Genomic DNA, 26,867 nt, shown 5'->3' with positions numbered 1-26,867 from the left:
GGCGCGATGGTCGCGCCGCGGACATGGTCGCCGCGTCGACGCCGCGTCAGGGCGTGGTCGCGGCCGCGCGTCGACGCAGCAGTTCGGCCTCGCGCTCGTTGCGCGCGAGCGTGGCAGCGCGTTCGAACTCGGCGCGCGCTTCGTCGAAGCGGCCGAGCTTCTGCAGCAGATCGCCCCGCACGCTGGGCAGCAGGTGGTAGTCGCGCAATTCGCGCGCATCGACCAGGGCATCGACCAGGTCCAGCCCCGCCTGCGGGCCGTAGGCCATCGCGAAGGCCACGGCGCGATTGAGTTCGACCACGGGCGAACCCATGCGCGAGGCGAGCACGTCGTACAGCGCGGCGATGCGCGGCCAGTCCGTGTCCTGCGCGGTCGGTGCACGCGCGTGGCACGCAGCGAGGGCCGCCTGCAACGCGTAGGGACCCTCCGCGCCGCCGAGGCGTTCGGCGTGGCGCAGCGACGCCAGCCCGCGCTGGATGTACAGGTGATCCCAGCGCGTGCGGTCCTGTTCGAGCAGGAGGATGGGCGTGCCGTCGGGCTTGGTGCGCGCGCCGATGCGCGAGGCCTGCAGTTCCATCAACGCGAGCAACCCGTGGACTTCCGGTTCCAGCGGCGCGAGCGCGACGAGGATGCGACCAAGCCGCAAGGCTTCGTCGCACAGCGCCGGGCGCATCCAGTCGGTCCCGCTGGTGGCGGCGTAGCCTTCGTTGAAGATCAGGTAGACCACGCCGAGCACGGCGGACAGGCGTTGCGGCAGTTCGTCGCGCCCCGGCGTTTCGAACGGCACGTTCGCCTCGCTCAGTGTGCGCTTGGCGCGCACGATGCGCTGCGCGACGGTCGGCTCGGGCACCAGGCACGCGCGCGCGATTTCCTCCGTCGTCAGCCCGCCGAGCAGGCGCAGCGTGAGCGCGACCTGCGCGTCGCTCGACAACACCGGATGGCACGCGGTGAACACCAGGCGCAGCACGTCGTCGCCGATCACATCGTCGGCGGCCGATTCGGGATCGGCCGCGAGCAACGCGGGCTGCCAGTCTTCGTCGTGGTCGATCGTCGCCTGCTTGCGCGCGTGCAGGTCGCGCTGGCGCACGCGGTCGATCGCGCGGCGCTTGGCGGTCGCCATCAGCCAGGCGCCCGGTTTGTCGGGAACGCCGTCGGCGGTCCAGTGTTCGAGCGCGGCCAGGAAGGCGTCCTGCGCGAGTTCTTCGGCCAGGCCGACGTCGCGCACCATGCGCGCAAGACCGGCGATGAGCCGGGTCGATTCGATCCGCCACACCGCGTCGATGGTGCGGCGGACGTGCGCTTGCGTGGATGTCTCCATGGGCGGCGATGACAACACCGCCGCCGCGGTCACGCAACCGGCATGCGGCGTGTTACCAGCAACCGGCCGTCGTGGGGCTGTGCACGTTCTTTTCGTTGAGCGTCATCGTGCCGCACTTGTCCTTGCGCTGGCCGTTCTTCGGCACCGCCCGCAGCGTGTAGGTCATCGCCGCCGGCGAACCGGAGGCGAAGGAGACGTCGTACCACTGGCTGACGTCGGCCGAGCAGGACGGCGACGGGCCGCCCTGGTAGGTCATCGCCGAGGTGTAGTAACGCTCCATCCTGCCGGCCGCCTCGGTGAGGCAGCCCTGCGCGGCGGCGCGACGCGTCTTCAGCGTGGCGAAGCCGTAACCGGCCACCGCCATCGCCGCCAGCGCCGCGACGATCCCGACGGTGATCATCAGCTCGAGCAGGGTGAAGCCACGTTCGTTGCGTTTCATCGGTCGTCAGTCCTTGAGGATTTCGCGCCACATCACACGGCGTGGATTGCCATCGGGCGGATTGCCCGGGTCCGAACCCATCGAGCCGTCGGTCTTGGAGTAGAACAGGCGGTCGCCGACGAACACGACCTTGGTCGGGCTCGCGCCGGTGCTGACCGAACTCACGCCCACCTGCACGGGCCCGCTCGGCGTGTTGATGGTGATCGTGTCGAGGTTGGTGAAGCTGCCGTCCTTGTTCATGTCGAAGAACGGTTCGGGCAGCGCGGTACCGCTGAAGGCATCCATCGCGTTGATGAAGCCCGAGCCGCCCGCTTCGCACGTCGATGCAGTCGGCGGGATCATCGTCGAGGTGACCACGGACGTGCCCTTCAACTGCGGACGGACCACGACACGTTCGCCTGCCGTCGGGTTGTTCCAGTCCAGGTACCAACCCTTCTTGCCCGAGGCCAGCGTCCCCACCGGTTCCAGCGCGCGGTAGATGCGGCCGTTCACCGTGGTGGTGCCGGCGATGGTGCGCTGCTGCAACTGCGACTGGGTAATCGTGACGTTTTCGTCGATCAGGCCGTACATCGTCTGCACGGTGTTGTCGTTCACGTCGCCCAGTGTCATGTAGCTGCCCGTGCCGAAGAGCACCCACTGGCGCCCGTCTTCGGGGTTGCGCGCCACGGCGACGCCCGAGGTGATCGGCTGGCCGCTGCGCGTGCGGTAGAGCGGCTGACCGCCGGCGGCGATCGTCCAGGTGCCCGCGGTCGCACCGGTGAAGTCGAACTTCCACAGGTTGCCGTTGCGGTCGCCGGCGTAGATGTAGTCGGTGGTGCCGTTGCCGTCGACGTCGCGGGCGCGCGGGTCGAACAGCGCGTTGTCGCCGCTCGAACCGGTGTCGATCTTCTTGATCACCGCGCCCGTGGCGAGGTTGACGACGAACAACACCGCATGGCCGTTGGTGCTGTTGATGCCGTTGCCGAACATCACCGCCTTGGTGTTGGTGGCGTCGTTGAGCGTGATGATCTGCGGCTCGTTGGTCACCATGCCCATGTCGCCGCCGTCGTCGCGCAGTTCCCACAGCACGTTGCCGGCAGCGAAGCTCGAAGGCGTGGTCACGTCCAGGCCGAAGACGCCCTTGCCGCCGCGCCCGAGCGCGCCGACCAGGTAGTTCTTGCCCGGCGTCTGCTTGAGGGTCGAGACGATGACCGGGCCGTCGACGAAGTACTTGTGGGTGTACTGCGGGTCGCTGAGCGTGGCCAGGTCGGCGAAGTTCAGGCCGCCCGGGACGAAGGCGAACAGCTCGGCACCGGTCAGCGCGTTGAAGGCGTGCAGCATGCCGTCGTTGGCGCCGACGTAGAGCGTCTTGGTGTCGGGCGCGTACATCGGCGAGGAGTTGACGATGTCGCCGAGCAACGAGTCGCGGTTGCGCAGGGTGCCGCCCAGGCGACGTTCGGAACCCCAGTCGCCCTTGATGTAGTTGACGTTGTTCGGGCCGGTCACCGGCGCGATGCCGGTGGTGCGCGCGAGCGCGGCGGTCTGCGCCGTCGTCGGGAAGGTCTGGCCGGCGGTGCCGTTCCAGGTCAACACATTGCGGCCGGCGTAGGCGATCTGCGGCGAGGACTTCCAGGCCGGCGTCGCCGCCAGGCCCGCGGCGGTCGCATCCCACGCGCTCATTTCGCCGATCCACTTACCGGAGACGTACGTCGCCTGGTAGATGCGCGAGTCGGTGGTGAACGAGGTCGAGTTGGCGGTCACGTTCGACGCCGAACCCAGGCGCGCGGCCACGGTGGCCAGCGCGTCGACCATCGCCTGCGCGAATTCGGTCGGGTTCTTCGCCGCGACGAAGTTGCCGTGGCCGTTGACCGAGGCGTGCCACAGGTCGTCGATGCGGTCGGCGTCTTCGGTATCGGTCGGGTCGCCCCAACGCTTGGTGCCGTTGGTGATCGAGGTCAGGTCGACGGCCGGGTTGAGGTTGCCCTGCAGGCCGATCGACACGCCCATGGTCACCATGTGCTGCCAGAACGCCGGGTCTGCGATCGAGGTGGGCACGTTGTTGGTCAGCGCGCTGACCAGGTCGCGCTTCCAGTAATGCATCGCGACGTCGGCGAGCGTGTTGCCGCGCGTGTTGGTGGTGCCCGCGAAATTGTCCTTGTAGGGGCTGGCGATCGCGTAGCTGTAGGACTGCGAGTTCGGGCCGGTGATGGACGGACCGGCGGTGCCGTCGGTGTCGCCGACCGGGCTGTTGTAGCCGCTGTCGTCGTTCCAGTAACCGTCGGTGGTCAGGATCGCGAAGTTCTGGCGGCAGCTGAGCTGGTTGGCGCCGGTTTCCGGGCCCCACGGGCCGGTGGCGGACGTGTTGGAGAAGTATTCGCCCGCGCGTTGCAGCGCGCCCTTCAGCGGCGTGCCGTTGCTCGCGGCGGCGGCATGCAGCGTGTTGAACCACGTGGTGCGGTTGGTACCGCTGAACACACCGTTGTTGGTGCCGACCGGGATGTTGACCGGGCTGCGGTTCCAGATCGAGTCGTAACCCACGCGCAGCGAGTTGCCGGCCAGGCGGCTGAAGGCTTCGCTCGCGCCGGCCTTGGCCACCTTGATGCGCGTGCGGTGGTAGGAATACCAGGTCGCGTAGTTGACCAGCTCCGCCGACAGCGAGCGCTGCACGAGCGCGTTGTTGGCGTCGCGGTACTGCGGCGTGGCCGAGGTGCAGTTGATCCAGTCGCTGGTGCCGGTGCCCGTGCCGCAACGGTTGGTCGTGGTCAGCGTGGCGGTCACGCCGACGGTGCGGAAGGAGGAGTCGGCGACGAAGTTGACGTAGTACGTGCCCGCGGTCGGGTTGTCGATCGTGCAGGTTTCGGTGTTGCCCTTCGCAGTGGAACGGCAGTCGTAGGTGCCCGTCGACGGCGTGGCGTTGTAGCGCAGGTACAGGTCGGCGCCGTTGCCCTTGCCGTCGTCGGCGTTGGTGTTCTTGCCGAACTTGCCGCCGGAAGAACTGACCGTCAGTTGCTCGATGCCCACCGGCACCACGATCGCGATGCGCGCCGAGGTACCGTTGGTGTTGGTGTCCTGCGCGGTGGTCGGGAAGCCCGAGGCGTTGTTCGTGTTGGCGATGACCGTGCCGTATTCGCTGCGCACGATGTCGCCGCCGGCCGGCGTGATCTGGTAGCGCCAGTAGGAACCGGTGGCGCCCAGGTTGGTGGCGCCGTCCTTCGGCATGTAGAACGTGCGCGTCGCGGAGCCCAGGTTGGTGGCGCTGCTCAACTGGCTGTCGTCGGACCAGGCGCTGGAGTACGTCGTGCCGCTGGTGTAACGCGTGTCGTCGGCCTTGATCCACGCCTGGTAGGTGATGCCCGGGTTGTAGTACAGCGTGTTGCGCGCATAGGTGGTCAGCGCGATGTTCACCGGGCTCACCGCGGGCACTTCGCTCGAGCTGTTGGCGCCGGGCATGAAGTCCCAGGCCATCGAACCGGAGTCGTCGAGGATGAACCGCACGTTCGCCGGCGGATACGCGGTGCCCGACTGCAGCGGCACGTCCGGGATCGTGACCGCCACGCTGGGCAGCGCGATCAACGTCGTGCAGAAGGCGAAGACCAGCGCGGTCAGGCGCGAGGGCGTCGTGCGGGTTTTGACGGTCTGGGCAACCATGGCCATGACTCCGTTCAGGGCACTGCGTAATTGGTCTGGAGCATCACCGACGAGCGGCCCGAGGCTTCGCTCAACGCGGTGATGCGGTATCGGCTTTCGAAGCCCGTGCACACTTCATTCGGATCCTGAGAGACGCACTGGCCCGCCGATTCGACGTTCGTCGCCAGCAACTCGACGATGTACTTGGCGCCCACCGACTGCGTGCCCATGTCGATGTCGACGTTCCGCGCGGTGCTCCACGCCGACGCACCGGGCGCCCAACGCGGCGCATCGGTCGCAAGCGGAATCGCGCACAGGCCGTTGAGGCAACCGCTGGAGGGCAGCGTCGGCTTCTGCGAGGCGAGCTGTTCGCCCTGGCGCAGCGCGGCTTCGGCGGCCTGGAAGCTGGAACTGCGGTCGGCCATGTTCGCGCTCATGCGCTCTTCCATCAGCGTCGAGCGCAGGCTGACGATCGCCAGCATCGACATGACCAGCAGCAGGATCAGCACCACGACCAGCGCGATGCCGCGCTCGCCGTTGCGGGAAGGAATCGAGGGAATGCGGTTCATGACAGTCGGTTCCGCAAGGTGACGGTGTGTTCGAGGCGACGCGTGATGTTTTCGCCGGCCTGGGTGTCGTCGTCGACCTCGACCTCCAGCACGACGCGCACGGCGATCACGTCGGCCTGGCTCCATTGCGTGGCGGTGATCGAGCCGGCGGGCACGTAATCGTTGGCGCCGGCGAGCAGGAAGCTCAGCTCCATGTCCTGCACGCCATCGGCGATTTCCTGGATCTGCACGCTCGGCGCGCCGTTGGTGTTCACCACCGTGGCCTGGTAGAGCGAGCGGCCGCCGCGCGGGTTCGCGCCGATGTACCAGCGCGACATGTGCACGTGCGAGATCTGCGACAGCGCCGGATACGAATAGACGTTGCCGGGCGAGGAACACAGCGTCGGCGAGGCGTAGAGCAGGCCCGTGGTGCAGTTGCCGGGGACGAAGGTGCCGTTGGCGACGTGCTGCAGGGTGTCGGTCGTGCCGTTGGACGCCGAGGTGATCTGCAGCAGGGCGGCCTGCTTGAAGTCGCAGACCAGGGCCAGGTCGCCGGTGCGGAACCCGTGGTTCACGGTGCCGACCTTGAACGTCGCCGTGCCGGCGTTGTGCGACACGACGGTCACGCTGTCGCTCAGGCCCGACTTGAGTTCGACCGCGTCGGTGCCCGCGATGCGCGCGGGGCTGACGGTGCCGAAGGAGTCGCCCGGGAACGCGGTCGCGCCGTCGAAGCCGTGGATGCGGCTGTCGAAGTTGAGCCACCAGTTGGTGCTGGAGCGCAGCACGTTGGCCACCTTGAGGTTGGCCTCGCACGCGGTGCCGGTGGATTCGCGCATCTCGCGCGACATCACCTCGTAGGCGGTGCGCACGTTTTCCTGCACGCGGCCCAGGTGTTCGCTGGTGGTGTAGACCTGCTTGTTGGCGAGGAACATCGCCAGCGCCGCGGAAGTGACGATCAGGCCCAGCACGAGCGAGATCATCAACTCCACGAGCGTGAAGCCGAGGGCGGCGCGCGGCGAGGCGGGACGGGCGAGTCGGATGGACATGGGCTTCCTCACAGCTGCGTCGTCGTCACGACAGGCTCTTTGACCCGGCCACCGGCGCGCGAGTCGTCCCACGAAACGGTGATCGTGCATTCGCGCGCGGTGCAGTTGATCGTCCCGCAGGCGTTCGGGCCGAGGACGTCGGTGCGCCGCATCGTTTCCATCCAGTGGTGCAGGTCGTTGGCGACGATGTCGCCGGTGTTCGGTACGGCGCAGGTTTCCGGGATGTTGTAGTCGCCCTTGATCGCGCGGTCGTCGTTGGCGCGCATCGCGTCGAGGATCGCGTAGGTCTGCGCGACGGCCTGGCTGCGCTCCAGCGCGCTCTGGCTGTTGCGCAGCGCGGTCAGTTGCATCGCGGCGATGCCGAGCAGGCCGAAGGCGAGCACGACGACGGCGATCAGGACTTCGACCAGGCCCACGCCACGCTGGGCGCGCGGCGAGGACGGGCATCGGTGGGAGGGGATGCGATTCATCACGGAGGATTCCCGGGAGCGGTGGCGCAGTCGGCGTCGGTGTCCACGCGCGAGGTCGACATCCGGCTGCCGACACCGATCTCGATGCGGCGGCGGTTTTCGGCCGGGCGGTTGGTGGGCATGCACAGATCGATGCGGCCGACGAGCATGTCGGCGTTGGGCGGCGTGCGTGCGAAGCCGTCGGCGCGGAAGGTCACCTGGCTGCCGTTGGCCGTGGCCAGGTTGGTGCTCGCCAGGATCCGCACGTTGGAGGGCAGCACGCTCTGGCGTACCAGCGTGTCGGTGCCCGAGTTGTAGAGGTCGTTGGCGTTGACGTCGACGTAGGTGATGAACCCCGTCGCATCGCTGGCGTTGGCCGGCGCGCAGGTCGGCGTCGACGAGGTCGGGTTGCGGCTCAGGCACACCGTGGTGCGGTGGTTGAACCGCATCGCCTCGATGCGCGCGGTCTGCAGCGACGTCAACAGTTCGTTGGACGCACCGGCCAGGCGGTTGTTGTTGATGGTGACCTGGAACTGCGGCACGGCCACGGCCGCCAGGATCGCGGCGACGAAGACCGTGACCATCAGTTCGATGAGCGTGAACCCGGCCGCTGCGATGCGCGGCGCGAATACGCGTCGACGTGCTTGAAGGATCTCCCCCACGCTGCCTTCCCCTTCGAGGCGAGCTAGTGGGCGCTATTAAGCCTGCGGCCTTGTCCCGAATGGAAGAGTTTGCGTCTCCACTGATCAGTCCTGTGACGACCGTTCGTCACTCCACGGCCGCTTGATCCCCCGCCGGCAGCCCTGCCCCGTGTGAATCCGTGACGGGCGTCCGAACACGGATCACGACCCAACCGATGAGCGCCGCACCGGCCGCGCACGCCGCGCCGATCACGAACGCCAGGTGGTATCCCCCGTTGAGTGCGGCGACCGCCTCCACGCCCGCCGCCTGCAGCGACGCCGTGCGTGCCGAGGCCAGGCTGGCGAGCACGGCGAGCCCGAGCGCACCGCCCATCATGAAAGACGTGTTGACCAGGCCGGAGGCCAGGCCCGAATCGGCCGGCGACACATCGCTCATCGCCGCGAGCAATACCGGATTGAACGCAAGCCCGGCGCCGATGCCGAGCAACACCATCCCCGGCAACACATGCGTGGTGAAGTCGCCTTCCACCGGCGCGGCGGCGAAACAGGCGAGCCCCGCGGCCGCGAGCAGCAAGCCGACCGCGAGCGGCCCGCGGATGCCGAAGCGCATGACGATCTTCGCCGAGAGCCCGAGCGAGAACGCCGCCATGATCAGGTTCGCCGGCAGGAACGCGAGCCCGACCTGCATCGGCCCGTAGCCGAGCACCAGTTGCATGTAGAGCGCGGAGAGGAAGAACCAGGCGAACATCGCCGCGGCCCACAACACGCCCACCACGTTGGCGGTGGCGACGTTGCGCAGCTTGAACATCGCCAGCGGCATCAGCGGTTCGCGCACGCGCGACTCGATCACGAGGAACGCGCCGAGCAACACCAGCGCCGCGGCGAGCAGGCCGAGCGTCGTCGGCGACGTCCATCCCGCTTCGTTGCCGCCGACGATCGCGTACACCGCGAGCATCATGCCGACGGTGACGGTCACCGCACCGGCGACATCGAGCTTGCCGCCCGCCGCGTGCCCGCTCCCACCCGGCAACAGGCGCAGGCACAGGGCGAAGACGATCACGCCGATCGGAATGTTGACCAGGAAGATCCAGTGCCAGTCCAGCGCGCTGGTGAGCAAGCCACCGAGCAACACGCCGACGCTGCCGCCGCCCGCGCACACGAAGCCGTAGACGCCCATCGCCTTCGCGCGATCGGCCGGTGCGTGGAAGAGCATCATGATCAGCGACAGCGCGACGGAAGTGACCACCGCGCCGCCGAAACCCTGCACGGCGCGTGCGATCACCAGTTCGGTGCGGGAAGACGACAGCCCGCACCACAACGAAGCCAACGTAAACGCCACGATGCCCGCGAGGAACAGACGCCGGTGCCCGTACAGGTCGCCGAGCCGCCCGCCCAGCAGCAGAAAGCCGCCGAAGGTCAGCAGATAGGCGTTGACGACCCATACCAGCGAGGCGTCGGTGAACCGCAGGTCCTGTTTGATCGACGGGAGCGCGACATTCACGATCGTCGAGTCGAGCACGATCATCAGCACGCCCAGGCACAAGACCATCAGGGCGATCCAGCGGCGACGGACATCGAGTTGCATGCGGGGGATCCTGGTTGCGATTCGATTACTGGCGTTGCGCGTTGCGCGCGGCCGCTTCTTCGAACAACTGCTTCTCGCGATCCTTCAATTCCTGCGGCATCGCGTCGCCGAAATCCTCGGCCTCGAACAGCGGGCGGATCTCGATGTCCGAATCTTCGTTCGGCATCGGGTTGGGACAGCGCTTGACCCACTCGATCGCTTCTTCCATCGAACGCACCTGCCAGACCCAGAACCCGGCGACGAGCTCCTTGGTTTCGGCGAACGGGCCGTCGCTCACCGTGCGGCTCTTGCCCGAGAAGCGCACGCGCGCGCCGTCCTTCGAAGGCTTGAGGCCATCACCGGCGAGGAGGATGCCGGCCTTCACCAGCGCCTCGTTGTACGCGGTCATGTCGCGCAGCAATTCTTCGGTGGGCAGGGCGCCGGCTTCGGAACCGGGGGTGGCTTTGACGATGACCATGACGCGCATGAGCGGACTCCTTGTTGGGGGTGACGCCAAGGACGACGAACGGGGGCGATGCGGATCGACAGGGGTTCGGAAAATAACGCACAAAAAAAGACGGCGGCCTTTCGGCCGCCGTCCTGGTGTCGCTTGTTGCCTTGCCGACCCGATTAGTGGGTCGCCGGGGCGCCGGCAGCGTCGGCAGCCGTCGAAGCGGCGGCCGGAGCGGCGGCGGTCGACGCGGCCGGGGCCGTCATCGAAGCGGCCGGCATCGCCGTCGCCGGCATCGCCGGGGTCATCGGCGCAGCCGGGGCGGCCATGGTGGCCGGGGCAGCGACGGTGGCCGAAGCGGCCGGGGTGGCTTCTTCGTTCTTCTTGCAGCCAACCAGGGCCACGGCGATCAGCGCGCCACAGGCCAGGGCGAGCTTGGTCTTCGTTTCGTTACGCATGGAGTCCTCCTCGTCCGGGCACTTCGCCCGAGGGTCAATCTTGCAGGAATACGGGATCTGTCGTGATGTTCGCGTTGTCCCCCGCGGGTCATGGCCGCTTCCACCCATGTCCGGCCATGCAAGCGTCGAACCCATCCTCGCGCGGTTTACCGGCATCGAGGTCGCGGGTCTTCGCATCGCAATCGGCTTGTGCGGTGTCGAAGGGCGTGGCGCCTTCGCCGGTCCAGCCGCGCTGATGAGCGCAACTGCAGGCAAGGGACGCAACGACCAGGGACGACAACACACGCAAGCGCATCGGCGGACACAAGGTAAGCGGCCGGCGCGCATCCTGCATGAAACCGCGCGCATTTGTAATCCCCCTCCCCCCACTATTTCGCCCCTGAAGCCCCTTTGGCATGAAAATCGCGTCGAATCGCATGCATTGGACCCGTCAGGCGGCGGGGTCGACGGGGCGAATCGACCCGACCGGCACCGGGTTTGCGCAAGCCGACCCTCATTCGCCGGGCAACTGTTCGGTCCCGACGACCTCGCGAACGGCCAGCGACTCCCAGATCGCAACCACCAGCAACGCACCGTTGGCAAGCATGGCCAGGTGCAGCGGCGAGAGCAGGTGCGCGGCCGTCGGCCATGCGAGCAGGACGAGCAACCCCAGGCCGACCAGGTGCGACAGCGGCGGTGCGCGGCGGTCGTTGGTGATCCATTTGAAGGTCGCGTTGCCGAGCAGGTAGAGGATCGGCCCGCCGAGCACGATCGCCGATCCGAGCACCCCGCCCCGGTGCGGATGCGCGATCACCAGTTCGTCGGCCACCGCCGAGGCGATGATCCCGCCGACGATGAGGATGTGCACGTAGGTGTAGGCCGAACGCGCTTCGCGGCCGGGATCGTCGGCGCGTTCGATGCGTTGGGTCGCGCGCTGGGCGCCGGTGTCGAAGTAGATCCACCACATCAGGATCGTGCCGAGAACCGCGTTGGCGAAACCGGTGGACGTGGGCAGGTCCCATTCCCGCGCGGCGAAGGTCATGCCGGTGACCAGCAGCGATTCGCCCAGCGCGATGATGATGAACAACGCGCAGCGTTCGGCCAGGTGCGCGCCTTCGACATCCCAGTCCTCGATGGTCGAACGGCCCAGGCCCGGTACCCAGAAATACGAAATCGGCGCGAGCGATTCGATCGCCAGCGCGAGCGCCCACCATCCCAGGCGTGCGTCGTGCGTGGTCGTCGCACCGGCGATCCAGCACGCCGAAAACACGATCGTCCACACCAGCAGGCGTTGGAAGTTGCGCCGGCGGTGCAGCGGCTCGGCGCGCACGGCCCACAGGAAGAACAGCGTGCGGCCGATCTGCAACGCGGTGTAGGACAGCGCGAACAACACGCCGTGCGCGTCGAAGGCCTTCGGGATCGCAATCGAAATGCCGAGTCCGGCGAGCATCAGGGCCAACAACGCCACGCGGACGGGAATGCGCTCCGGATCGAGCCAGTTGGTGACCCACGAGGTGTCGATCCACACCCACCACACGCCTAGCAGCAGCAAGCCCACGTGCATCAGGCCGGTGAGCGAGAGATCGCCCACGAGCGTCCGGGACAACTGGGTGACCGCGAAGACGAAGACGAGGTCGAAAAACAGCTCGACCATCCCCACCTTGCCGCTGTCGGCGGCGTCGCGCGAGCGCAACAGGGACGGACGGCGTTGGCGCATGCGGCGGGCTCGCGGTCGGAAGGCCGTCGATCATGCCGGAGCGCACGTGGCGGGCACGCTCACGGCGCGCGCGCGACAATCCCTTCGAACCCGAGGTCTCCATGACATCCCACGCCCACGCCCTCGCCGACTGGCTGCATGCGCATCCGCGCGTGTTCGTGCTGACGGGCGCCGGATGCAGCACCGCCTCGGGCATCCCCGACTATCGCGATCGCAACGGCGAGTGGAAGCGCAAACCGCCCGTCACCTACCAGGCCTTCCTGCACGAGCCCGCCACGCGTGCACGCTACTGGGCGCGCAGCCACGCAGGTTGGCCGATGGTCGCGCGCGCGCGGCCGAACGCGGCCCATCGCGCGTTGGCGGCGCTCGAACACGCCGGCCGCGTCGCGTGCCTGGTCACGCAGAACGTCGACGGATTGCATCAACGCGCCGGCAGCCGCGCGGTCATCGATCTGCATGGGCGCATCGATGCCGTGCGTTGCCTGGCATGCGGCGCCTTGTCTTCGCGCGATGACGTGCAATCGCAGCTGGCCGCGCGCAATCCCGAATGGACGCATGCGGTCGAAGCGGCGATCGCACCCGACGGCGACGCAGACCTGGATGCGATCGACACGACGGCCTTCGTCGCGCCCCATTGCGAAACCTGCGAGGGCTTGCTGAAACCCGACGTCGTGTTCTTCGGCGAGAACGTGCCGCGCGATCGCGTCTTCGATGCGCAGGCGGCCTTGCAGGCGAGCGACGCGATGCTCGTCGTCGGTTCCTCGCTGATGGTCTATTCGGGCTACCGGTTCGCCTTGCGCGCCCGCGATGCCGGCCTGCCGCTTGCGATCCTCACGTCGGGGACGACCCGCGCGGATGGGATCGCGACGCTCAAGCTCGACGCCGACAGCGGAGAAACACTCGACAACGCATTGAATCTGTTGGGAATCCAGAGCGCCGGCGTCGCCGCATAGCCCGATCCGCCCCATGACTTCCTTCATAGACAAAATGGTCTAGACAACTCGGTCTAGGCGGCGTAGCGTGGCCACATCGCCTCAAGCACGCGCCCTCGCCGATGACCGACCGCAAGCCCACCGCCGCCGAACTCGACCTGCTCAACACGCTCTGGCGCATCGGTCCGTCGACCGTCAAGGACGTGCACCAGGCGATGCAGGACGAAAAGCCCAGCGTCACCTACGCCAACGTGCTGCGCCTGGCGCAGGTCATGCACGGCAAGGGCTTGCTGGTGCGCGACGAAACGCAGCGCTCGCACGTCTACGCCGCGGCGCAGGCGCAGGACGCGCTGCAGACGCACCTGCTCACCGACTTCATCCAGAAGGCCTTCGCAGGCTCCGGTAAGGGCCTGGTGCTGGCCGCGCTGAACGCGCACGTCTCCGACGCCGAGCGCGACGAAATCCGCAAGTTGCTGGACGCCCACCAGGACGACGAGGGATCGCGCGATGCATGAGTTCATCGAACACCTGATTCCGGCGATCGGCCAGGCGCTTGTCGATTTCACCTGGCAGGGGGCGTTGATCGGCGCCTTCGTGGGGCTCGTGCTGCGCATCGCGCGACATTCCCGGCCGCAGGTCCGCTATGCGATCGCGTGCCTGGCGCTGCTGGCCCTGGCCTTGGTGCCGATCCTCAGTGTGTGCCGCGCGTTCTTCGATGCGACGTGGGCGACGACGCCCTTCCAGGCCTTCGCCGCGAACCACGACGTCGTGGCCGTCGACGGCAGCGATGCGCCTGCCGACTGGCAAACGCGCCTGGCCTTGATGCAGCCGATGATCGTCGCGCTGTGGGCCGCGGGCGCGAGCGTGTTTTGCCTGCGCACGCTGTTTGGCGTTGCCTGGGTGCAGCGCATGCGTCTTTCGCCGCAGCCGCCCTTGCAGGCGCGCTGGCAGGCGACGCTCGATGCGCTCGCGCTGCGATTCCACCTGCGCGGCGTTGCGCTGCGCCTGGTCGAATCGCTGGACTCGCCGGTCGTCGCCGGATTCTGGCGCCCGGTCGTGTTGCTGCCGATGTCGGTTGCACTGCGCATGCCGCCCGATCTGGTCGAAGCGCTGCTCGCGCATGAACTGGCGCACGTGCGTCGCCACGACTATCTCGTGAACCTGCTGCAGCGCGCGGCCGAAGCGCTGTTGTTCTTCCATCCCGTCACCTGGTGGCTCTCGCATCGCATTCGCGTCGAACGCGAACTCGTCGCCGATGCGATCGCCGCGCAGGTCATCGGCGACGGGCGCCGCCTCGCGGTCGCGCTCGCCACGCTGTCGGACCTGCAACGCACACGTCCCGCCCTGCCCCACCTCGCGCATGCCGCCCACGGAGGCCACCTGATGTCCCGCATCCAGCAATTGCTTCGCCCGCAACCGCGCCATCGCCTGCCCGCCGGCCGGATCGCGCTTCCCCTGATCGGCGTCGCCGCCGCGTGCATCGCCTTCTATGCGCAGGCGCAGATCGGCAAGGCGCCGGAAGCCGCGCCGGTCGTTGCGCACGTCCCTGCTGCCGCGCCGGTCGCACCTGCCATCGCCGCCGCGCCTGCGACGCAAGCGGCGCCTGCCGCGCCCGCCGCGCCCGCCGCCGAAGCCGCACCGGCCGATGCGCCCGCGCCGGTCGCCGAACCCGCGCAAGCGCGCGAACCTCTCGCGCAAGTCACGCGCTACGGCCACGACGACAACGCATGGGCCCTGGTCCGCAAGGGACGCGATGGGTATGCGATGTCCGGTTCCACCGACGACATGGACGACATCGCGGTGGCCAAGCGCAGCCTGCAGCGCGACTTCATCTGGTTCCGCCGCGACGGCAAGGCCTGGGTGATCGACGATCCGTCGATCGTCGGCCGCGCGCAGGCCGCGTGGAAGGACAGCGAGGCGCTCGGCACCCGCATGTCCGCGCTCGGCGACCAGATGGACGTGCACGGCAAGAAGATGGAAGCGCTCGGTGCGCAGATGGAAAAACTGTCGAAGGCGCAGATGCCCTCGCCCGACATGATGGCCGCGCAGGAGCGCATGGCGGCGCTGGGTCAACAGCAGATGGAGCTCTCCGGTCGCCAGCAGTTGCTTGCGATGAAGCAACGCAAGGCCGGCACCGACGCCGAAAGCGAAGCGCTCGACAAGCAGATGGACGACCTGGGCCGCCAGATGGACGCCCTCGGCAACCAGATGGAAGCGCAAAGCAAAATCATGGAGCGCGAGTCGCAGAAGGTCGAACGCGACCACGCGCCGATCGAACGCATCAGCGCGCAGATGGAAGAAGCCTCCAAGCCGATGGACACCCTGGGCAAGCAGATGGGCGAACTCGGCAAGCAACAGGAGAAGCTCGCGAAGAAAGCGGAGAAGGACCTGGACGTGTTGATCGGCGAAGCGATGCAGAAGGGATTGGCGAAGCCGGCGCCCTTCGCACGCTCGGCGCAATAAGCGACACCGCCCTCCCACGGGGCAAAAAAAACGCCAGCCGCGAGGCTGGCGTTTTCGTTTCAGGCAAATCGCGGATCAGGCGCGCGAATCGCGACGCCCGCCGGGCTTGCCGGCCGCACTGCGATGCTGCTTCGGACCAGCATGCGCGTGGCGCGGCTGCGCCGTCGCAGGCTTGCCGTGCGGACGATGCCCGCGCTGCGGACGCTGCGTCGGCTTGCCCGCGTTGAACGGCGAAGCATCCAGGCGGATCGGACGGCTCGGCTCGAAGCCGCGCACCGGGTCCATCTGGATCTCGGCCTTCAACATGCGCTGGATCTGGCGCAGCAGACCGCCTTCGTCCGGCGAGACCAGCGAGAGCGCTTCGCCCGTTGCGCCGTTGCGACCGGTGCGGCCGATGCGGTGCACGTAGTCTTCGGCGACCATCGGCAGGTCGTGGTTGATCACCAGCGGCAGGTTCGGGATGTCCAGCCCGCGCGCGGCGACGTCGGTGGCCACCAGCACGCGCGCCTTGCCCGACTTGAACTCGTTCAACGCACGCTGGCGCGCGGCCTGGCTCTTGTTGCCGTGGATCGCGACCGCCGACAGGCCGGCCGCCACGAGCTGTTCGGCCAGACGGTTGCAACCGTGCTTGGTCTTGCCGAACACCAGCACCTGCTCGGTGTGGCGCTTGGCGAGGATGTCGATCAACAGGTCGCGCTTGCGCGCACCGTCGACCGGATGGGCGCGGTGCACGATCGTTTCGGCGATCGTGTTCTGCGCCGCGACCTGCACCTGCTGCGGCGACTTCATGAATTCCAGCGCCAGCTGCTTGATGTTGGACTCGAACGTGGCCGAGAACAGCAGCGTCTGGCGATTGGCCGGCACGCGCGCGAGCACGCGCTTGATCGCCGGCAGGAAGCCCATGTCGAGCATGCGGTCGGCTTCGTCCAGGACGAGCAGTTCGACCGCGTCGAGCTTGGCGGTGCCGCGCTCCAGGTGGTCGAGCAAGCGGCCCGGGCAGGCGACGAGGATGTCGACGCCGCGGCGGAAGGCATCGATCTGCGGCTGCATGCCCGCGCCGCCGTACAGCGTGGTCACGTTGAGGCGCAGGTGGCGGCCGTAGGCCTTGATGCTGTCGCCGACCTGCACCGCGAGTTCGCGGGTGGGGACGAGGATCAGCGCGCGCGGCTTGCGCGGGCCGGTGGAAGCGGCGGGCTTGCCTTCCGAAAGGCGATGCAGCAACGGCAGGCCGAACGCGGCGGTCTTGCCGGTACCGGTCTGCGCGCCACCGAGCACGTCCTGGCCGCTGAGGACCAGCGGAATCGCTTCGGCCTGGATCGGCGTGGGGGTGGTGTAGCCGTTGTCGGCGAGCGCGCGCAGCAGCGCGGGCGAAAGCCCGAGGGTTTCGAACGTCATTTGGAGCTCCGATGTGAAGCACGCCGCGCATGGCGGCGTGCACTCGAAGCTTTCCCTGATACCGCGCTGTCGAGTCAGTTTTGTGCGCCCCGGCAGGTAGCCGGCGCGTGTCGCGCGACGAAAGAGGTACGGAGTTGGGTCCGCCAAGATGGGACCCGGGGGCCGGGAAAACGCTACGGCCGTGCGCGAGCGGGGCGAACCTTAACACGGTCCGGCGCCCAAATCAGGCCCCGGGCGCAAAAAAAACGGCGCCCCGGAGGGCGCCGCTTCAGGATCCCGGTTCTGATGCCGGGCGTTCGATCCCTGATTACTGGTACTTGTTGGTACCGATCGTCCGCGAGGACGAGCTCTTCCACAGGATGTCGCGCTCGATCTTGCTGGACCAGCCGGTCATCGTGAACGGCGTGCGGCTGCGGGCGCCCAGTCGCGTGTAGTTCTGGTACGACAGGTTGCCGCTGTGGGTCACGCCCGAGGTGCCGGTGTTGTAGACCACGCCGGTCGCCGAGTTGTAGCGGATCGTGTTGTTCGTGATCTTCAGGCTGGTGATGCCCGTCGTGCTCATGCCCAGGCTGCCGTTGCGTTCCATCGTGCACCCGGTGATGGTGATGCCCGAAGAGCGCTTCCACATGTTCACGCCGTACTTGTTGTTGTTGTTCATGCGGCAGTTCTGGATCAGCACGCTGGAGCACGTACCGCCTTCGTCCGGCTCGATGTCGATGCCGCACTCGGGCGCGGTGCCCTTGGTGTAGCTGAACTCCGAGTCGTAGACCTTGATGTTGCGGCAGTGCGTGAGCGACAGGCCCTGGCGACGGTTGTTGGTCGAGATGATGTTCGCGATGACCACGTCGTTGGCGCTGCCGCCGATGCAGACGCCATCGCCGGTGCACTTGGACACGCGCAGGTCGCGAATCGTCACGCGGGTGACGCCGCCACCGATGGAGATGCCGTGGCCCCATTCGCTGGTGCCCGAACCGTAGTGGTGCGTGTCGCGGTCGCCGATGAGCTGGCCGCCGGAGACTTCCACGTCCGAGCCGCCGCTGATCAGGATGATGTAGTGGCGCGACAGCGAAGAGGTCTTCGCTTTGAGGATCGCACCGGAGGCAAGCTTCAAGTGCATCTTGCTGCGCAGGCGGATCTTCTTCGACGTGTCGATCATGTACGTGCCGGCCGGGATGGTGACCGTGCCGCCGGAGGTGGGCAGCGAGTTGATCGCGGCCTGGATGGCCGAGGTGTCGTCGTGGCTGCCGTTGCCCACGGCGCCATAGTTCTTGACGTCACGGACCGTGCTGCCGCGAGTACGGCTCGGGGGAGTCGTCAGGGCGAAGGCCGGCATCGACACACCGCCGATGACCAGCGGAGCGGCGAGGACGAGCGAGTTGCGGAGAAATTCGCGACGAGGCATTCCTGCCTCGCGCACATCGTGCACGAGATTCGTGTTGTTCAAGGTCTGAGCCCCTTTCGTTGGCGGGTCGACAATTGCGCCCAATGAGCAGCTGGTCGACCAAGTCAATGGAAGTGAAGAAGTACTGCGACCGATCACGCTGGAGCGTCGTTGTGTTTGTCGACGTCTCGTGATGGCGTGGACGGACTGTACACGTCGCGACAAACGTTTCACCCCCTCATCACCCATCCAAACACGATTGGCGCATTCACGTTGCTTGTGGTTCAGACGAGTGACGACGAGCGCGCATGAATGCGATTTCGATTAACACGCAAATAACTTTTGACCGCGTTTTTTACGGCTTTTTTCCAAGAATCCTGTGCGGTGCAACATCCATGCCGTCGCTCGACACCGCTGTGTTCGCGCATTGCGTTACTGCAGAGCGCACAACTGCGCGCGCAATGCCCTCATGCGCAGGACGGCCGCAACGCAGTCATGCTCGCGTTCGTTCGTAAAGTCTGCCTCCCAACTTCCCGCGCGAGCCCCCCGTGCGCATCCATCGTCTCAACTGCATCAGCACGCGCCCCTTCGGCGGGCGGCTCATCGATGGCACCACGCACGGCGTGCTCACGCGCGGCCGCTGCGTCAGCCATTGCCTGGTGGTCGAAACCGGTGAAGGCCTGTTGCTCGTCGACACGGGCCTGGGCATGGGCGATGTCATGGATCCGGAGCGGCGCCTCTCGCCTGCCGCGCGCAGGCTCTTCGCGCCGGAGCTGCGCCCGGAGATGACCGCCGTGCGCCAGATCGAAGCGATGGGGTTCCGGGCCGACGACGTGCGCGACATCGTGCTCACGCACCTGGATTTCGACCAGGCCGGCGGGCTCGACGATTTTCCGCACGCACGCGTCCACGTCTTCGCGCAGGAAGTGGAATACGCCGCTGCGCAAGCGAGCTGGCGCGCCAAGCAACGTTATCGGCCGATGCAGTGGTCCACGCGCACGCGCTGGATCCAGTACGACGCACTGTCCGAAGCCCCGTGGAAAGGCATGCCCTGCGTGCGCGACCTCGTCGGCCTGCCGCCGGACGTCATCGTGATGCTGCCCTTGCACGGGCATACGCCCGGACACGCGGGCGTGGCGATCAGCGCGGAGAACGGCTGGCACCTGCACTGCGGCGATGCGTACGCCGACTCGCGGGAAATGAACGTCGATCCGCACGGCCGCCTGGGCATGCAGTTGTACGAGAAGCTGACCACCACCGACCCGGCGGCCTTCGCGCAAACGCAGCAACGCCTGCGCGCGATGCGCTACAAGCACCCCGACGTGATCCTCAATTGCGCGAAGGACCCGCGCGAATTCGAACGCCTCGCAGGACGCGCCGCGCATTTGCCGGCCGATCCCATCAAGCCGCTGGCGCGCGACCCTTACGTCGAGAAGATCGTCCGCAAACGCACGGGCCCCGCGCTCCAGGAACCCACGCCCACGCGCACCGCGACCGGGCTGGAAGTGGTCCACCACGATGCCGCGACATTCGATCTGGAACCCTTTGCGGCACCGCGCGGCAACGCGCCCCCCCAACCGAGTTCCTGATGGCGGCACGCAAGGACGCAAGCCTTCGCATCGCGACGTTCAACGTCAACGGGATCCGCTCGCGCCTGCCGCACCTGCTGCGGTGGCTGGAGAAGGAAGCCCCGGACATCGCGTGTCTGCAGGAATTGAAGGCCGCCGACGAAGGCTTTCCGATCGACGCGATCCGCGACGCGGGCTACGGCGCACTGTGGCTCGGCCAGCGCTCGTGGAACGGCGTGGCGATCCTCTCGCGCGGCGGCGACCCCATCGAAAGCCGCCGCGGTTTGCCCGGCATGCGCGATGACCCGCACAGCCGCTACATCGAAGCGGCGGCGCACGGCGTCATCGTCGGCTGCCTTTACCTGCCGAACGGCAATCCCCGGCCGGGCCCGAAGTTCGACTACAAGCTGCAATGGTTCGATCGCTTCATCGAACACGCGCAGGCCTTGTTCGACAGCAAGCATCCGGTGGTGCTCGCCGGCGACTACAACGTGGTGCCCACCGACGCACTCGACATCTACGATCCCACGCACTGGCGCAAGGATGCGCTGCTGCAACCGGAAAGCCGGGAACGCTATGAAGCCCTGCTCGCGCAAGGCTGGACCGACGCACTGCGCACACTGCATCCCGAAGAGAAGATCTTCACCTTCTGGGATTACTTCCGGAACCACTGGCCGCGCAATGCGGGCCTGCGGATCGACCATCTGCTGCTGAGTAGCGAACTCGCGCCGCGCTTGAAGGCGGCCGGCGTGGATCGTTGGGTCCGCGACCTGGAAGGCGCGAGCGATCATGCGCCGACGTGGGTGGAGCTCGGGGCGAAGAAGGTCGTGAAGAAAGTCGCGACGAAGAAAGGCGCCAAGCGCAAGGCGTAACCCTCCCTCGCTCCGCGCAAGGGAGGGTCGATTCGCTATTTGAAGTTCAACTCGCGGAGCAACTCATCTCCCAACAACGTCCGCATCACCGTGCGCTTGCCCGAGGCCTCGTCGGCCTGCCGCACGTTCATCTTCGTCACCTTCTCCTGGATCGGCTGCATCTTCTTGTCCATGCCGTCGAGCATGGCCATGTTCGGATACGTCACGACCAGATAGAGGTCCGCTTCCTGCGGGTTGTGCGCCTGGGCGCCGTACACGTGGTAGTCCAGGACGTAGCCGGCCTTCTTGGCCTCTTCCATCACGGGCCTCCAGTTCTTGCTCAGGTAGTCCATGTAGTTCTCGAACTGCCCGTCCACCACCTTGATGGCGGAGACGTTGGTGACCGTCCCCTCCGTGTAGGCGCTGTCCTGCGCGAAGGCGGGAATGGCGACGAGCGACAACAGCGTGGCGCAAAGCCACGCGACCTGGCGTTTCATGTGTCTCTCCTGTAGTGCGCGCAAACCCCTGACGCAGCACTCAACGCGGGCAAGCAGCCGTATCGGACACAGCGAACTCGGCCGTGGGCCAACAGCCGCTTCATCGGGATTTCACCGTTCAGGCCGGAACGTCGGCCGCAAATTGCCGCCCCCGGACCCCATCGATGATCAGCGCCGCCGACATCCTTTCCGCCCGCATCCTCGTCGTCGACGACGACCTCGATGCCCTGCGCACGCTGCAGGAGGTGCTGACCAGTGCCGGTTACACGTCGGTGGCCTGCACCACCGATCCGCACGCAGTGCTCGAACTGCATCGCGAACAGGATTTCGACGCGATCCTGCTCGACGTGCTGATGCCCGGCATGGATGGCTTCGAAGTGATGGAAGCGCTCAAGCCGTGCGAGCGCGATGGCTACCTGCCCGTTCTCGCGCTCACCGCCGAATCGGGCCATCGCACCCAGGCCTTGCGCTACGGTGCGAAGGATTTCCTGCGCAAGCCCTTCGATCCGGAAGAATTGCTGCTGCGCGTGCGCAACCTGGTCGAAGTGCGCCTGCTCTACAAGGAACGCCGCATCGCCACGGTGATGCCCGCGGCCGCCTGAGCGGCAAGGTGCCCGAGACCAGCTGCGGGATCCTGTTGTGGCGTCGCGACGCCGATGCCGTGCGCGTGTTGCTCACGCATCCGGGCGGCCCCTTCTTCCGCAATCGCGACGAGGGGGCGTGGACGATCCCGAAGGGCAAAACCGAAGGCGACGAAACACTCGAAGCCACGGCCTTGCGCGAATTCGAGGAAGAACTCGGATCACCACTGGAAGGCGCGCTCTACCCGCTCGGCCAGATCACCCAACGCAGCGGCAAGCGCGTGCACGCCTTCGCCGTCGAAGGCGATTTCGATGTCACGCAGTTGCGCAGCAACACCTTCGAAATCGAGTGGCCGCCCCGCAGCGGCCAAGTGCAACGCTGGCCGGAAGTCGACCGCGCCGCGTGGCTGACCTTCGACGAAGCGCGCGTGAAGTTGCTGGCCGCGCAATGCGCATTGCTCGACCGCCTGGAGGTCGCACTCAGGGAAGGGATGCCAGGAATTGCTCCGCCCGCCTGAGCGCTTCGTTGCCTTCGGCCGTCTCCAGGTCGAACTGGTATTCGTGGGGCAACGCGGGCCTGTGGTCGGCCGGCCAGAACAAGGCGTCGACATGCACGCCCTGCGCGCGCAAGGCATCGGCCAGCAGATACGAATGCGCCTGCAAGGGATCGTCGTTGCCCACCGAAACGAACGCCGGCGGGAACGCCTTCGTCACGAACCGCGCGACCGAGTACGTGGCCATGCGCGGGCTGTTCCAGAAATCCTTGCGCCCCATGTAGGCCCACATCACCGAGCGGATGAACCACGGTGGTTTGCCGCCCGCCGACGTGCGCGTCAACGCCGCATCGTACGGGCCGCAAAACAGCAGCACGCCGACGATGCGCGCAGGCTCGACGGCCGGGTGGATGCCCATCTCGCGCGCGTACTCCGGCGAGGTACTGAGGTTGGCCAGTTGCGCCGCGATCTGCGCGCCTGCCGAATCCCCGGCAAGCACGAAGCGGTCGCGCCCCATGCCATAGCGCGGCGCATTGGCCGACAACCATGCCAGTGCGCGATTGGCCTGCTCCACCGGCACCGGGTAATGCGCCTCGGGCGCACGCGTGTATTCGATGCTCGCAACGCCGTAGCCTTTCGAAGCCAGGATGCGCGCGTAGTTGGCGACCTCCGACTTGCGGCCGGCGACGAAGCCGCCACCGTGGATCCAGACGATCGTCGTGCGCGGCGGTTTGCCCGCGGGAACGAACAGGTCGAGTTTGGCGTCGGGGTCGCGTTCGTCGTATTCGACGTCGCGCATCTGGTTGATGCCCGTAGCAGGCACGTGCTTTTCGAGCTTGCGCGCGGTTTGCGCGCCGCCGTAGTCGAACACCGCGCGGATCGCGAGCGCCGAGGGCCACGGCGAGAACCGCGTCCAGGCAAGGAGCGCGAGTATCACCAGAAGGAAAACGAACAGCGTCCGCTTCACTCCCCTGCCCTTGCGTGCCTCCCTGGCCATGCCCTTCCCCTTCAGCGCAATTGACTGTCCTTGCTTCCGCGACGGTTGTAGCCGCTGAAGGCCTGCTCTTCTTCGTCCGCCGCTTCCTGGCACGGCACGCAAAGGCGCACGCCGGGAACGGCCTCGCGCCGCGCGTCGGGAATGCGTGCGCCGCACTCTTCGCACTGCTCGAGCGAGGGCCCCTTCGGCATCCGATCGCGCACGCGCTGCACGCCGTCCTTCACGGTGGCGTCGATCTGGTCGTTGACGGCGTTGTCGCCCGCCCACCCGGTGGCCATGCACCGCTCCAATCGCAAGGGACGCAAGAGAATACGCGTGGACAAATGAATGCAACGCGCCCGTGATCGCCGCGTAACGACCGCCCGTGCAAATTCACGCCTCCCCCACCCGACGGAGCCCCCGCCATGGCAGTTCCCTACATGCCCTCCGGTTACCACTCCCTGACGCCTTCGGTCGTCGTCGACGATGCGAACAAGGCGATGGACTTCTACAAGAACGCCTTCGGCGCGAAGGAAACCTATCGCCTGCCGATGGGCGAGAAGGTCGCGCACGCGGAAATGGACATCGACGGCTCGCGCTTCATGCTCTCCGACGAATTTCCCGAATGGGGCGCGCTCTCGCCCAAGTCGCGCGGCGGCGCCACCGGCGGCATGCTCATCTATGTCAAGGACGCCGACGCGGCGATCGACAAGGCCGTCAAGGCAGGCGCCACCGTCGTGCAGCCGCCCGAGGATCAGTTCTGGGGCGATCGCATGGGCACGGTGGTCGATCCCTTCGGCCACAAGTGGATGCTCGGCACGCACAAGGAAGAAGTGTCGAAGGAAGAAATGGAACGGCGCGGCAAGGCGTGGCTGGAAGACATGAAGCAACGCACGAACTGAAAAACACCATGACTTCCGACACGGTCGCGTCGATCGCTTAAACCAAACCGCACGACCCCTCATCCATCTCCGGGACCGATGGCACGGTGCGCCGTGCCCTCGGTTTTGCATTCTTTCGCAATTGCCCGGGGGTTTGAGATGCGTCGTTCCGATCGCCTGCGTGGCGCAGTGTTATGCGCGGCCCTGTTGCCGCTCTCCATCGCCAATGCGCTTGCGCAGGAGGCCGCCGCGCCGCCGGACAAACCCACCGTCGAAAACGCCGCGCGCACCTACACGCCCGACGACTTCAAACGCTTCGCACCGAACAACGCGCTGGACATGCTGGAGCAGGTGCCCGGCTTCGTCATCCGCACGCAGGTGGTCGAACGCGGCCTGGGCCAGGCCACCGGCAACGTCCTGATCAACGGCCAGCGCATCTCCGCCAAATCCAACGACGTGCTGAGCCAGTTGGGTCGCATTCCCTCCGGCAACGTGGTGCGCATCGAGATCGTCGACGGTGCGACGCTCGACATACCCGGCCTGTCGGGCCAGGTGGCCAACGTGGTCACCAAGGCCGCCGGCATCAGCGGCCAATGGGAATGGCGCCCGGACGTGCGGCGCGATTTCACCAATCCGCAGCTCACGCGCGGCAACGTCTCGGTCAGCGGCGCGGCCGGACGCATGGACTGGACGGTGGGTTTCACCAACAACGCCAACCACAGCGGCGCCGGCGGCCCCACCGTGATCTACAACGCCGACGGCTCGGTGCGCGAAAACCGCAACGACGAATGGACCGGCGAGAGCGATGCGCCGACGCTCAGCGCGCAATTGGCGTGGACCACCGAAAGCGGCGGCAAGGGCAACTTCAACGGGCGCTACCAGCGCCTGATCTTCGATTACGTCGAAAACGGCATCCGCGTCGGCGACCCCACCGTGCCCGACCGCTTCCGCACCGTGCTCGAGGACGAAGGCGGCTACAACTGGGAATTGGGCGGCGACTACGAGTTCAAGCTCGGCCCGGGGCGCCTGAAGCTGATCGGCCTGGATCGCTATACGCACGATCCCTTGGTCGACACGGTGTTCGATGATTATCTCGATGGCGACATCACCCCCACCGATGGCGCGCGCTTCCGCCGCATCGGCAACGAAACCGAACGCATCGCGCGCAGCGAATATCGCTGGAAGGGATTCGGCGGCGATTTGCAGGTGTCGGGCGAATACGCGTTCAACAAACTGGAAAGCGCTTCGACGCTGTCGGTGTCCAGCGGCACCGACGATTTCGTCGTCGTGCCGCTGCCCAACGGCACGGCCACGGTGCAGGAAGACCGCTACGAGCTCATGACCAGCTACGGCCGCGAGCTCACGCCCGACCTGCAGTTGCAGGTGAACCTGGGCGGCGAATACTCGCGCCTCGAGCAAGTGGGCGCAGGCGGCCTGACGCGCACGTTCCGCCGGCCCAAGGGCCTGGTGTCCTTCGCGTGGAAGCAGTCGGAGAACATGGACTGGAACTTCAAACTCGAGCGCCGCGTGGGCCAGCTGAATTTCTACGACTTCATCGCTTCGGTGAACCTCACCAACGACCAGGCCAACGCGGGCAATCCCGATCTCGTGCCGCCACAGACCTGGGAGTTGTCGGCCGAAGGCAACCGCAAGCTCGGCGCGTGGGGCACCACGACGCTGCGCGTCTACGGGCAGCGCATCGACGACATCGTCGACACCATTCCCATCGGCCTGGACGGCGAAAGCCCCGGCAACCTCGAGAAAGCCACGCTGTACGGCTTCGAGTGGAAGGGCACGATCAACATGGATCCGCTCGGCTGGAAGGGCGCGAAGATCGATGCCACCTGGCAGATGGAACGCAGCAACGTGCAGGATCCGCTGACGTTCGAGGACCGGCCGATCAGCAACAACCTCGCCGAACTCGCGTCCATCGCGCTGCGCCACGACATCCCCAACACCGACTGGGCCTGGGGCGGCGCGATCGACTACTCCTACTACGAACTCGACTACCGCCTCACCGAAGTGGGCCGCCAGTGGGAAGGTCCGATCTGGGGCAACCTGTTCGTCGAACGCAAGAACCTCCTCGGGATGACCATCCGCCTGCAGGCGAGCAACCTGGGCGATGCGATGTCGATGTGGGACCGCACGGTGTACGTCGACCGCCGTACGGGCCCCATCGATTTCCACGAGATGCGCAACCGGACGATCGGTCCGATCTACAGCATCACGTTCAGTGGGAAGTTCTGATCACGCCGCCGCCTGCTTCCCGCAATCGGCGTCCATGTCTTCCATCTGGCGCACTTCGCACTCGACGTTCCATTCGTCGCCGTGCACCTGGAGGAAGCGCTCGGTCAGCTTGAGCGCTTCGGCCAGCGAATCGGCCTTGAGGATGGCGTAGCCGCCGATCACTTCGCGTGTCTCGGTGAACGGGCCATCGGTGCGGCTGAGCTTGCCGTGGTTGTTGCGCAGGCGGACGCCTTCGGACGTGGGGCGCAGGCCGCCGGTGTCGAGCAACACGCCCTTGGCCGTGAACTCCTCGATGAGCTTGCCCATCTCGGCCATCAGGCGCTCGCTGGGGACCTGGCCATTGTTTTCCTGCACGCGGACGACGGAAAAGAAACGCATGGTGGAA

26 protein-coding genes are annotated in these 26,867 nt (G+C 66.9%); 9 read left to right on the top strand and 17 right to left on the bottom strand.

Annotated elements, in window-relative coordinates; genetic code table 11:
- Positions 1-46 precede the first annotated feature (46 nt).
- The 11 genes from AB4059_RS13805 to AB4059_RS13755 all read right to left on the bottom strand — a co-directional run bounded on the left by AB4059_RS13805 (position 47) and on the right by AB4059_RS13755 (position 12,216).
- Positions 47-1,318 carry an RNA polymerase sigma factor gene (locus tag AB4059_RS13805; RefSeq protein ID WP_498979640.1) on the bottom strand — a complete coding sequence of 424 codons (1,272 nt, stop codon included), beginning with the start codon at positions 1,316-1,318 and terminating at the stop codon, positions 47-49.
- A gap of 52 nt (positions 1,319-1,370) precedes the next feature.
- On the bottom strand, positions 1,371-1,757 hold the full coding sequence (locus AB4059_RS13800; protein ID WP_498979639.1) for a type IV pilin protein: 387 nt from the start codon (positions 1,755-1,757) through the stop codon (positions 1,371-1,373).
- Between the two features lie 6 nt (positions 1,758-1,763).
- Positions 1,764-5,384 carry a PilC/PilY family type IV pilus protein gene (locus AB4059_RS13795; protein WP_498979637.1) on the bottom strand — a complete coding sequence of 1,207 codons (3,621 nt, stop codon included), beginning with the start codon at positions 5,382-5,384 and terminating at the stop codon, positions 1,764-1,766.
- Between the two features lie 14 nt (positions 5,385-5,398).
- Positions 5,399-5,932, bottom strand: a complete 534-nt coding sequence (locus tag AB4059_RS13790; RefSeq protein WP_498979636.1) for a pilus assembly PilX family protein — start codon at positions 5,930-5,932, stop codon at positions 5,399-5,401.
- Complete coding sequence (locus tag AB4059_RS13785; protein ID WP_498979634.1) at positions 5,929-6,957, bottom strand: prepilin-type N-terminal cleavage/methylation domain-containing protein; 1,029 nt, start codon at positions 6,955-6,957, stop codon at positions 5,929-5,931. Before AB4059_RS13785 ends, AB4059_RS13790 begins: the two co-directional genes overlap by 4 nt.
- 8 nt (positions 6,958-6,965) lie before the next feature.
- Complete coding sequence (pilV, locus tag AB4059_RS13780; RefSeq protein WP_498979632.1) at positions 6,966-7,427, bottom strand: type IV pilus modification protein PilV; 462 nt, start codon at positions 7,425-7,427, stop codon at positions 6,966-6,968.
- Positions 7,427-8,068: a GspH/FimT family pseudopilin gene (locus tag AB4059_RS13775; RefSeq protein WP_498979630.1), complete on the bottom strand. Its 642-nt coding sequence runs from the start codon at positions 8,066-8,068 to the stop codon at positions 7,427-7,429. Before AB4059_RS13775 ends, pilV begins: the two co-directional genes overlap by 1 nt.
- A 106-nt stretch (positions 8,069-8,174) precedes the next feature.
- Positions 8,175-9,632: a DHA2 family efflux MFS transporter permease subunit gene (locus tag AB4059_RS13770; RefSeq protein ID WP_498979628.1), complete on the bottom strand. Its 1,458-nt coding sequence runs from the start codon at positions 9,630-9,632 to the stop codon at positions 8,175-8,177.
- Positions 9,633-9,657: 25 nt separating this feature from the next.
- Positions 9,658-10,098 carry a YciI family protein gene (locus AB4059_RS13765; protein WP_498963278.1) on the bottom strand — a complete coding sequence of 147 codons (441 nt, stop codon included), beginning with the start codon at positions 10,096-10,098 and terminating at the stop codon, positions 9,658-9,660.
- A gap of 143 nt (positions 10,099-10,241) precedes the next feature.
- Positions 10,242-10,520 carry a hypothetical protein gene (locus tag AB4059_RS13760; protein WP_498963280.1) on the bottom strand — a complete coding sequence of 93 codons (279 nt, stop codon included), beginning with the start codon at positions 10,518-10,520 and terminating at the stop codon, positions 10,242-10,244.
- A gap of 493 nt (positions 10,521-11,013) precedes the next feature.
- On the bottom strand, positions 11,014-12,216 hold the full coding sequence (locus AB4059_RS13755; RefSeq protein ID WP_498979627.1) for a low temperature requirement protein A: 1,203 nt from the start codon (positions 12,214-12,216) through the stop codon (positions 11,014-11,016).
- Positions 12,217-12,317: 101 nt separating this feature from the next.
- On the opposite strand from AB4059_RS13755, the gene AB4059_RS13750 reads away from it, so the two are divergent.
- From AB4059_RS13750 to AB4059_RS13740, 3 genes are all read left to right on the top strand, one after another.
- Positions 12,318-13,169, top strand: coding sequence for an NAD-dependent protein deacetylase (locus tag AB4059_RS13750; protein ID WP_498979625.1), 852 nt, complete (start codon positions 12,318-12,320; stop codon positions 13,167-13,169).
- 101 nt (positions 13,170-13,270) lie between these two features.
- A complete protein-coding gene (locus AB4059_RS13745; RefSeq protein WP_498979624.1) occupies positions 13,271-13,663 on the top strand; it encodes a BlaI/MecI/CopY family transcriptional regulator in 393 nt (130 codons plus the stop codon).
- Entirely contained in the window at positions 13,656-15,611 is a 1,956-nt protein-coding gene (locus AB4059_RS13740; protein WP_498979622.1) for a M56 family metallopeptidase, read from the top strand. Before AB4059_RS13745 ends, AB4059_RS13740 begins: the two co-directional genes overlap by 8 nt.
- A gap of 75 nt (positions 15,612-15,686) precedes the next feature.
- On the opposite strand, the gene AB4059_RS13735 is transcribed toward AB4059_RS13740, so the two are convergent.
- Positions 15,687-17,006, bottom strand: a complete 1,320-nt coding sequence (locus tag AB4059_RS13735; RefSeq protein ID WP_498979621.1) for a DEAD/DEAH box helicase — start codon at positions 17,004-17,006, stop codon at positions 15,687-15,689.
- Positions 17,007-17,313: 307 nt separating this feature from the next.
- A complete protein-coding gene (locus tag AB4059_RS13730) occupies positions 17,314-18,408 on the bottom strand; it encodes a right-handed parallel beta-helix repeat-containing protein (RefSeq protein WP_498979619.1) in 1,095 nt (364 codons plus the stop codon).
- Between the two features lie 527 nt (positions 18,409-18,935).
- Between AB4059_RS13730 and AB4059_RS13725 the strand changes: the two genes are divergently transcribed.
- Together AB4059_RS13725 and xth are read left to right on the top strand one after the other, a co-directional pair.
- Positions 18,936-19,976 carry an MBL fold metallo-hydrolase gene (locus tag AB4059_RS13725; protein WP_498979617.1) on the top strand — a complete coding sequence of 347 codons (1,041 nt, stop codon included), beginning with the start codon at positions 18,936-18,938 and terminating at the stop codon, positions 19,974-19,976.
- The gene (xth, locus tag AB4059_RS13720; RefSeq protein ID WP_498979615.1) at positions 19,976-20,827 is read left to right on the top strand and encodes an exodeoxyribonuclease III; all 852 of its coding nucleotides are present in this window, start codon (positions 19,976-19,978) and stop codon (positions 20,825-20,827) included. The genes AB4059_RS13725 and xth overlap by 1 nt, the downstream gene beginning before the upstream one ends.
- A 35-nt stretch (positions 20,828-20,862) precedes the next feature.
- Here the strand turns inward: xth and AB4059_RS13715 are convergent, their stop codons facing one another.
- Positions 20,863-21,303 (bottom strand): hypothetical protein, encoded by a 441-nt coding sequence (locus AB4059_RS13715; protein WP_498979614.1) that lies wholly within the window; start codon positions 21,301-21,303, stop codon positions 20,863-20,865.
- 164 nt (positions 21,304-21,467) lie between these two features.
- Between AB4059_RS13715 and AB4059_RS13710 the strand changes: the two genes are divergently transcribed.
- Complete coding sequence (locus tag AB4059_RS13710; protein WP_498979613.1) at positions 21,468-21,905, top strand: response regulator; 438 nt, start codon at positions 21,468-21,470, stop codon at positions 21,903-21,905.
- 8 nt (positions 21,906-21,913) lie between these two features.
- The gene (locus AB4059_RS13705; protein ID WP_498979612.1) at positions 21,914-22,402 is read left to right on the top strand and encodes an NUDIX hydrolase; all 489 of its coding nucleotides are present in this window, start codon (positions 21,914-21,916) and stop codon (positions 22,400-22,402) included.
- Here AB4059_RS13705 and AB4059_RS13700 read toward each other — a convergent pair.
- Together AB4059_RS13700 and AB4059_RS13695 are read right to left on the bottom strand one after the other, a co-directional pair.
- Entirely contained in the window at positions 22,365-23,375 is a 1,011-nt protein-coding gene (locus tag AB4059_RS13700) for an alpha/beta hydrolase (RefSeq protein ID WP_498979611.1), read from the bottom strand. The genes AB4059_RS13705 and AB4059_RS13700 overlap by 38 nt on opposite strands.
- A gap of 11 nt (positions 23,376-23,386) precedes the next feature.
- A complete protein-coding gene (locus tag AB4059_RS13695) occupies positions 23,387-23,653 on the bottom strand; it encodes a DksA/TraR family C4-type zinc finger protein (RefSeq protein WP_498979610.1) in 267 nt (88 codons plus the stop codon).
- A 126-nt stretch (positions 23,654-23,779) separates the two neighbouring features.
- On the opposite strand from AB4059_RS13695, the gene AB4059_RS13690 reads away from it, so the two are divergent.
- Both AB4059_RS13690 and AB4059_RS13685 read left to right on the top strand, forming a co-directional pair.
- Positions 23,780-24,256 carry a VOC family protein gene (locus AB4059_RS13690; protein WP_498979608.1) on the top strand — a complete coding sequence of 159 codons (477 nt, stop codon included), beginning with the start codon at positions 23,780-23,782 and terminating at the stop codon, positions 24,254-24,256.
- 138 nt (positions 24,257-24,394) lie between these two features.
- Complete coding sequence (locus tag AB4059_RS13685) at positions 24,395-26,482, top strand: TonB-dependent receptor plug domain-containing protein (RefSeq protein ID WP_498979607.1); 2,088 nt, start codon at positions 24,395-24,397, stop codon at positions 26,480-26,482.
- Here the strand turns inward: AB4059_RS13685 and AB4059_RS13680 are convergent, their stop codons facing one another.
- Complete coding sequence (locus AB4059_RS13680) at positions 26,483-26,860, bottom strand: YciI family protein (protein ID WP_498979605.1); 378 nt, start codon at positions 26,858-26,860, stop codon at positions 26,483-26,485.
- Between the last annotated feature and the right edge of the window lie 7 nt (positions 26,861-26,867).

This window comes from Lysobacter sp. 2RAF19 (genome assembly GCF_052115395.1).
In the GTDB taxonomy this organism is placed as follows: domain Bacteria; phylum Pseudomonadota; class Gammaproteobacteria; order Xanthomonadales; family Xanthomonadaceae; genus Noviluteimonas.
Note: the sequence above shows the minus strand (reverse complement) of the source record. Positions and strands in the feature narration are given on the sequence as shown.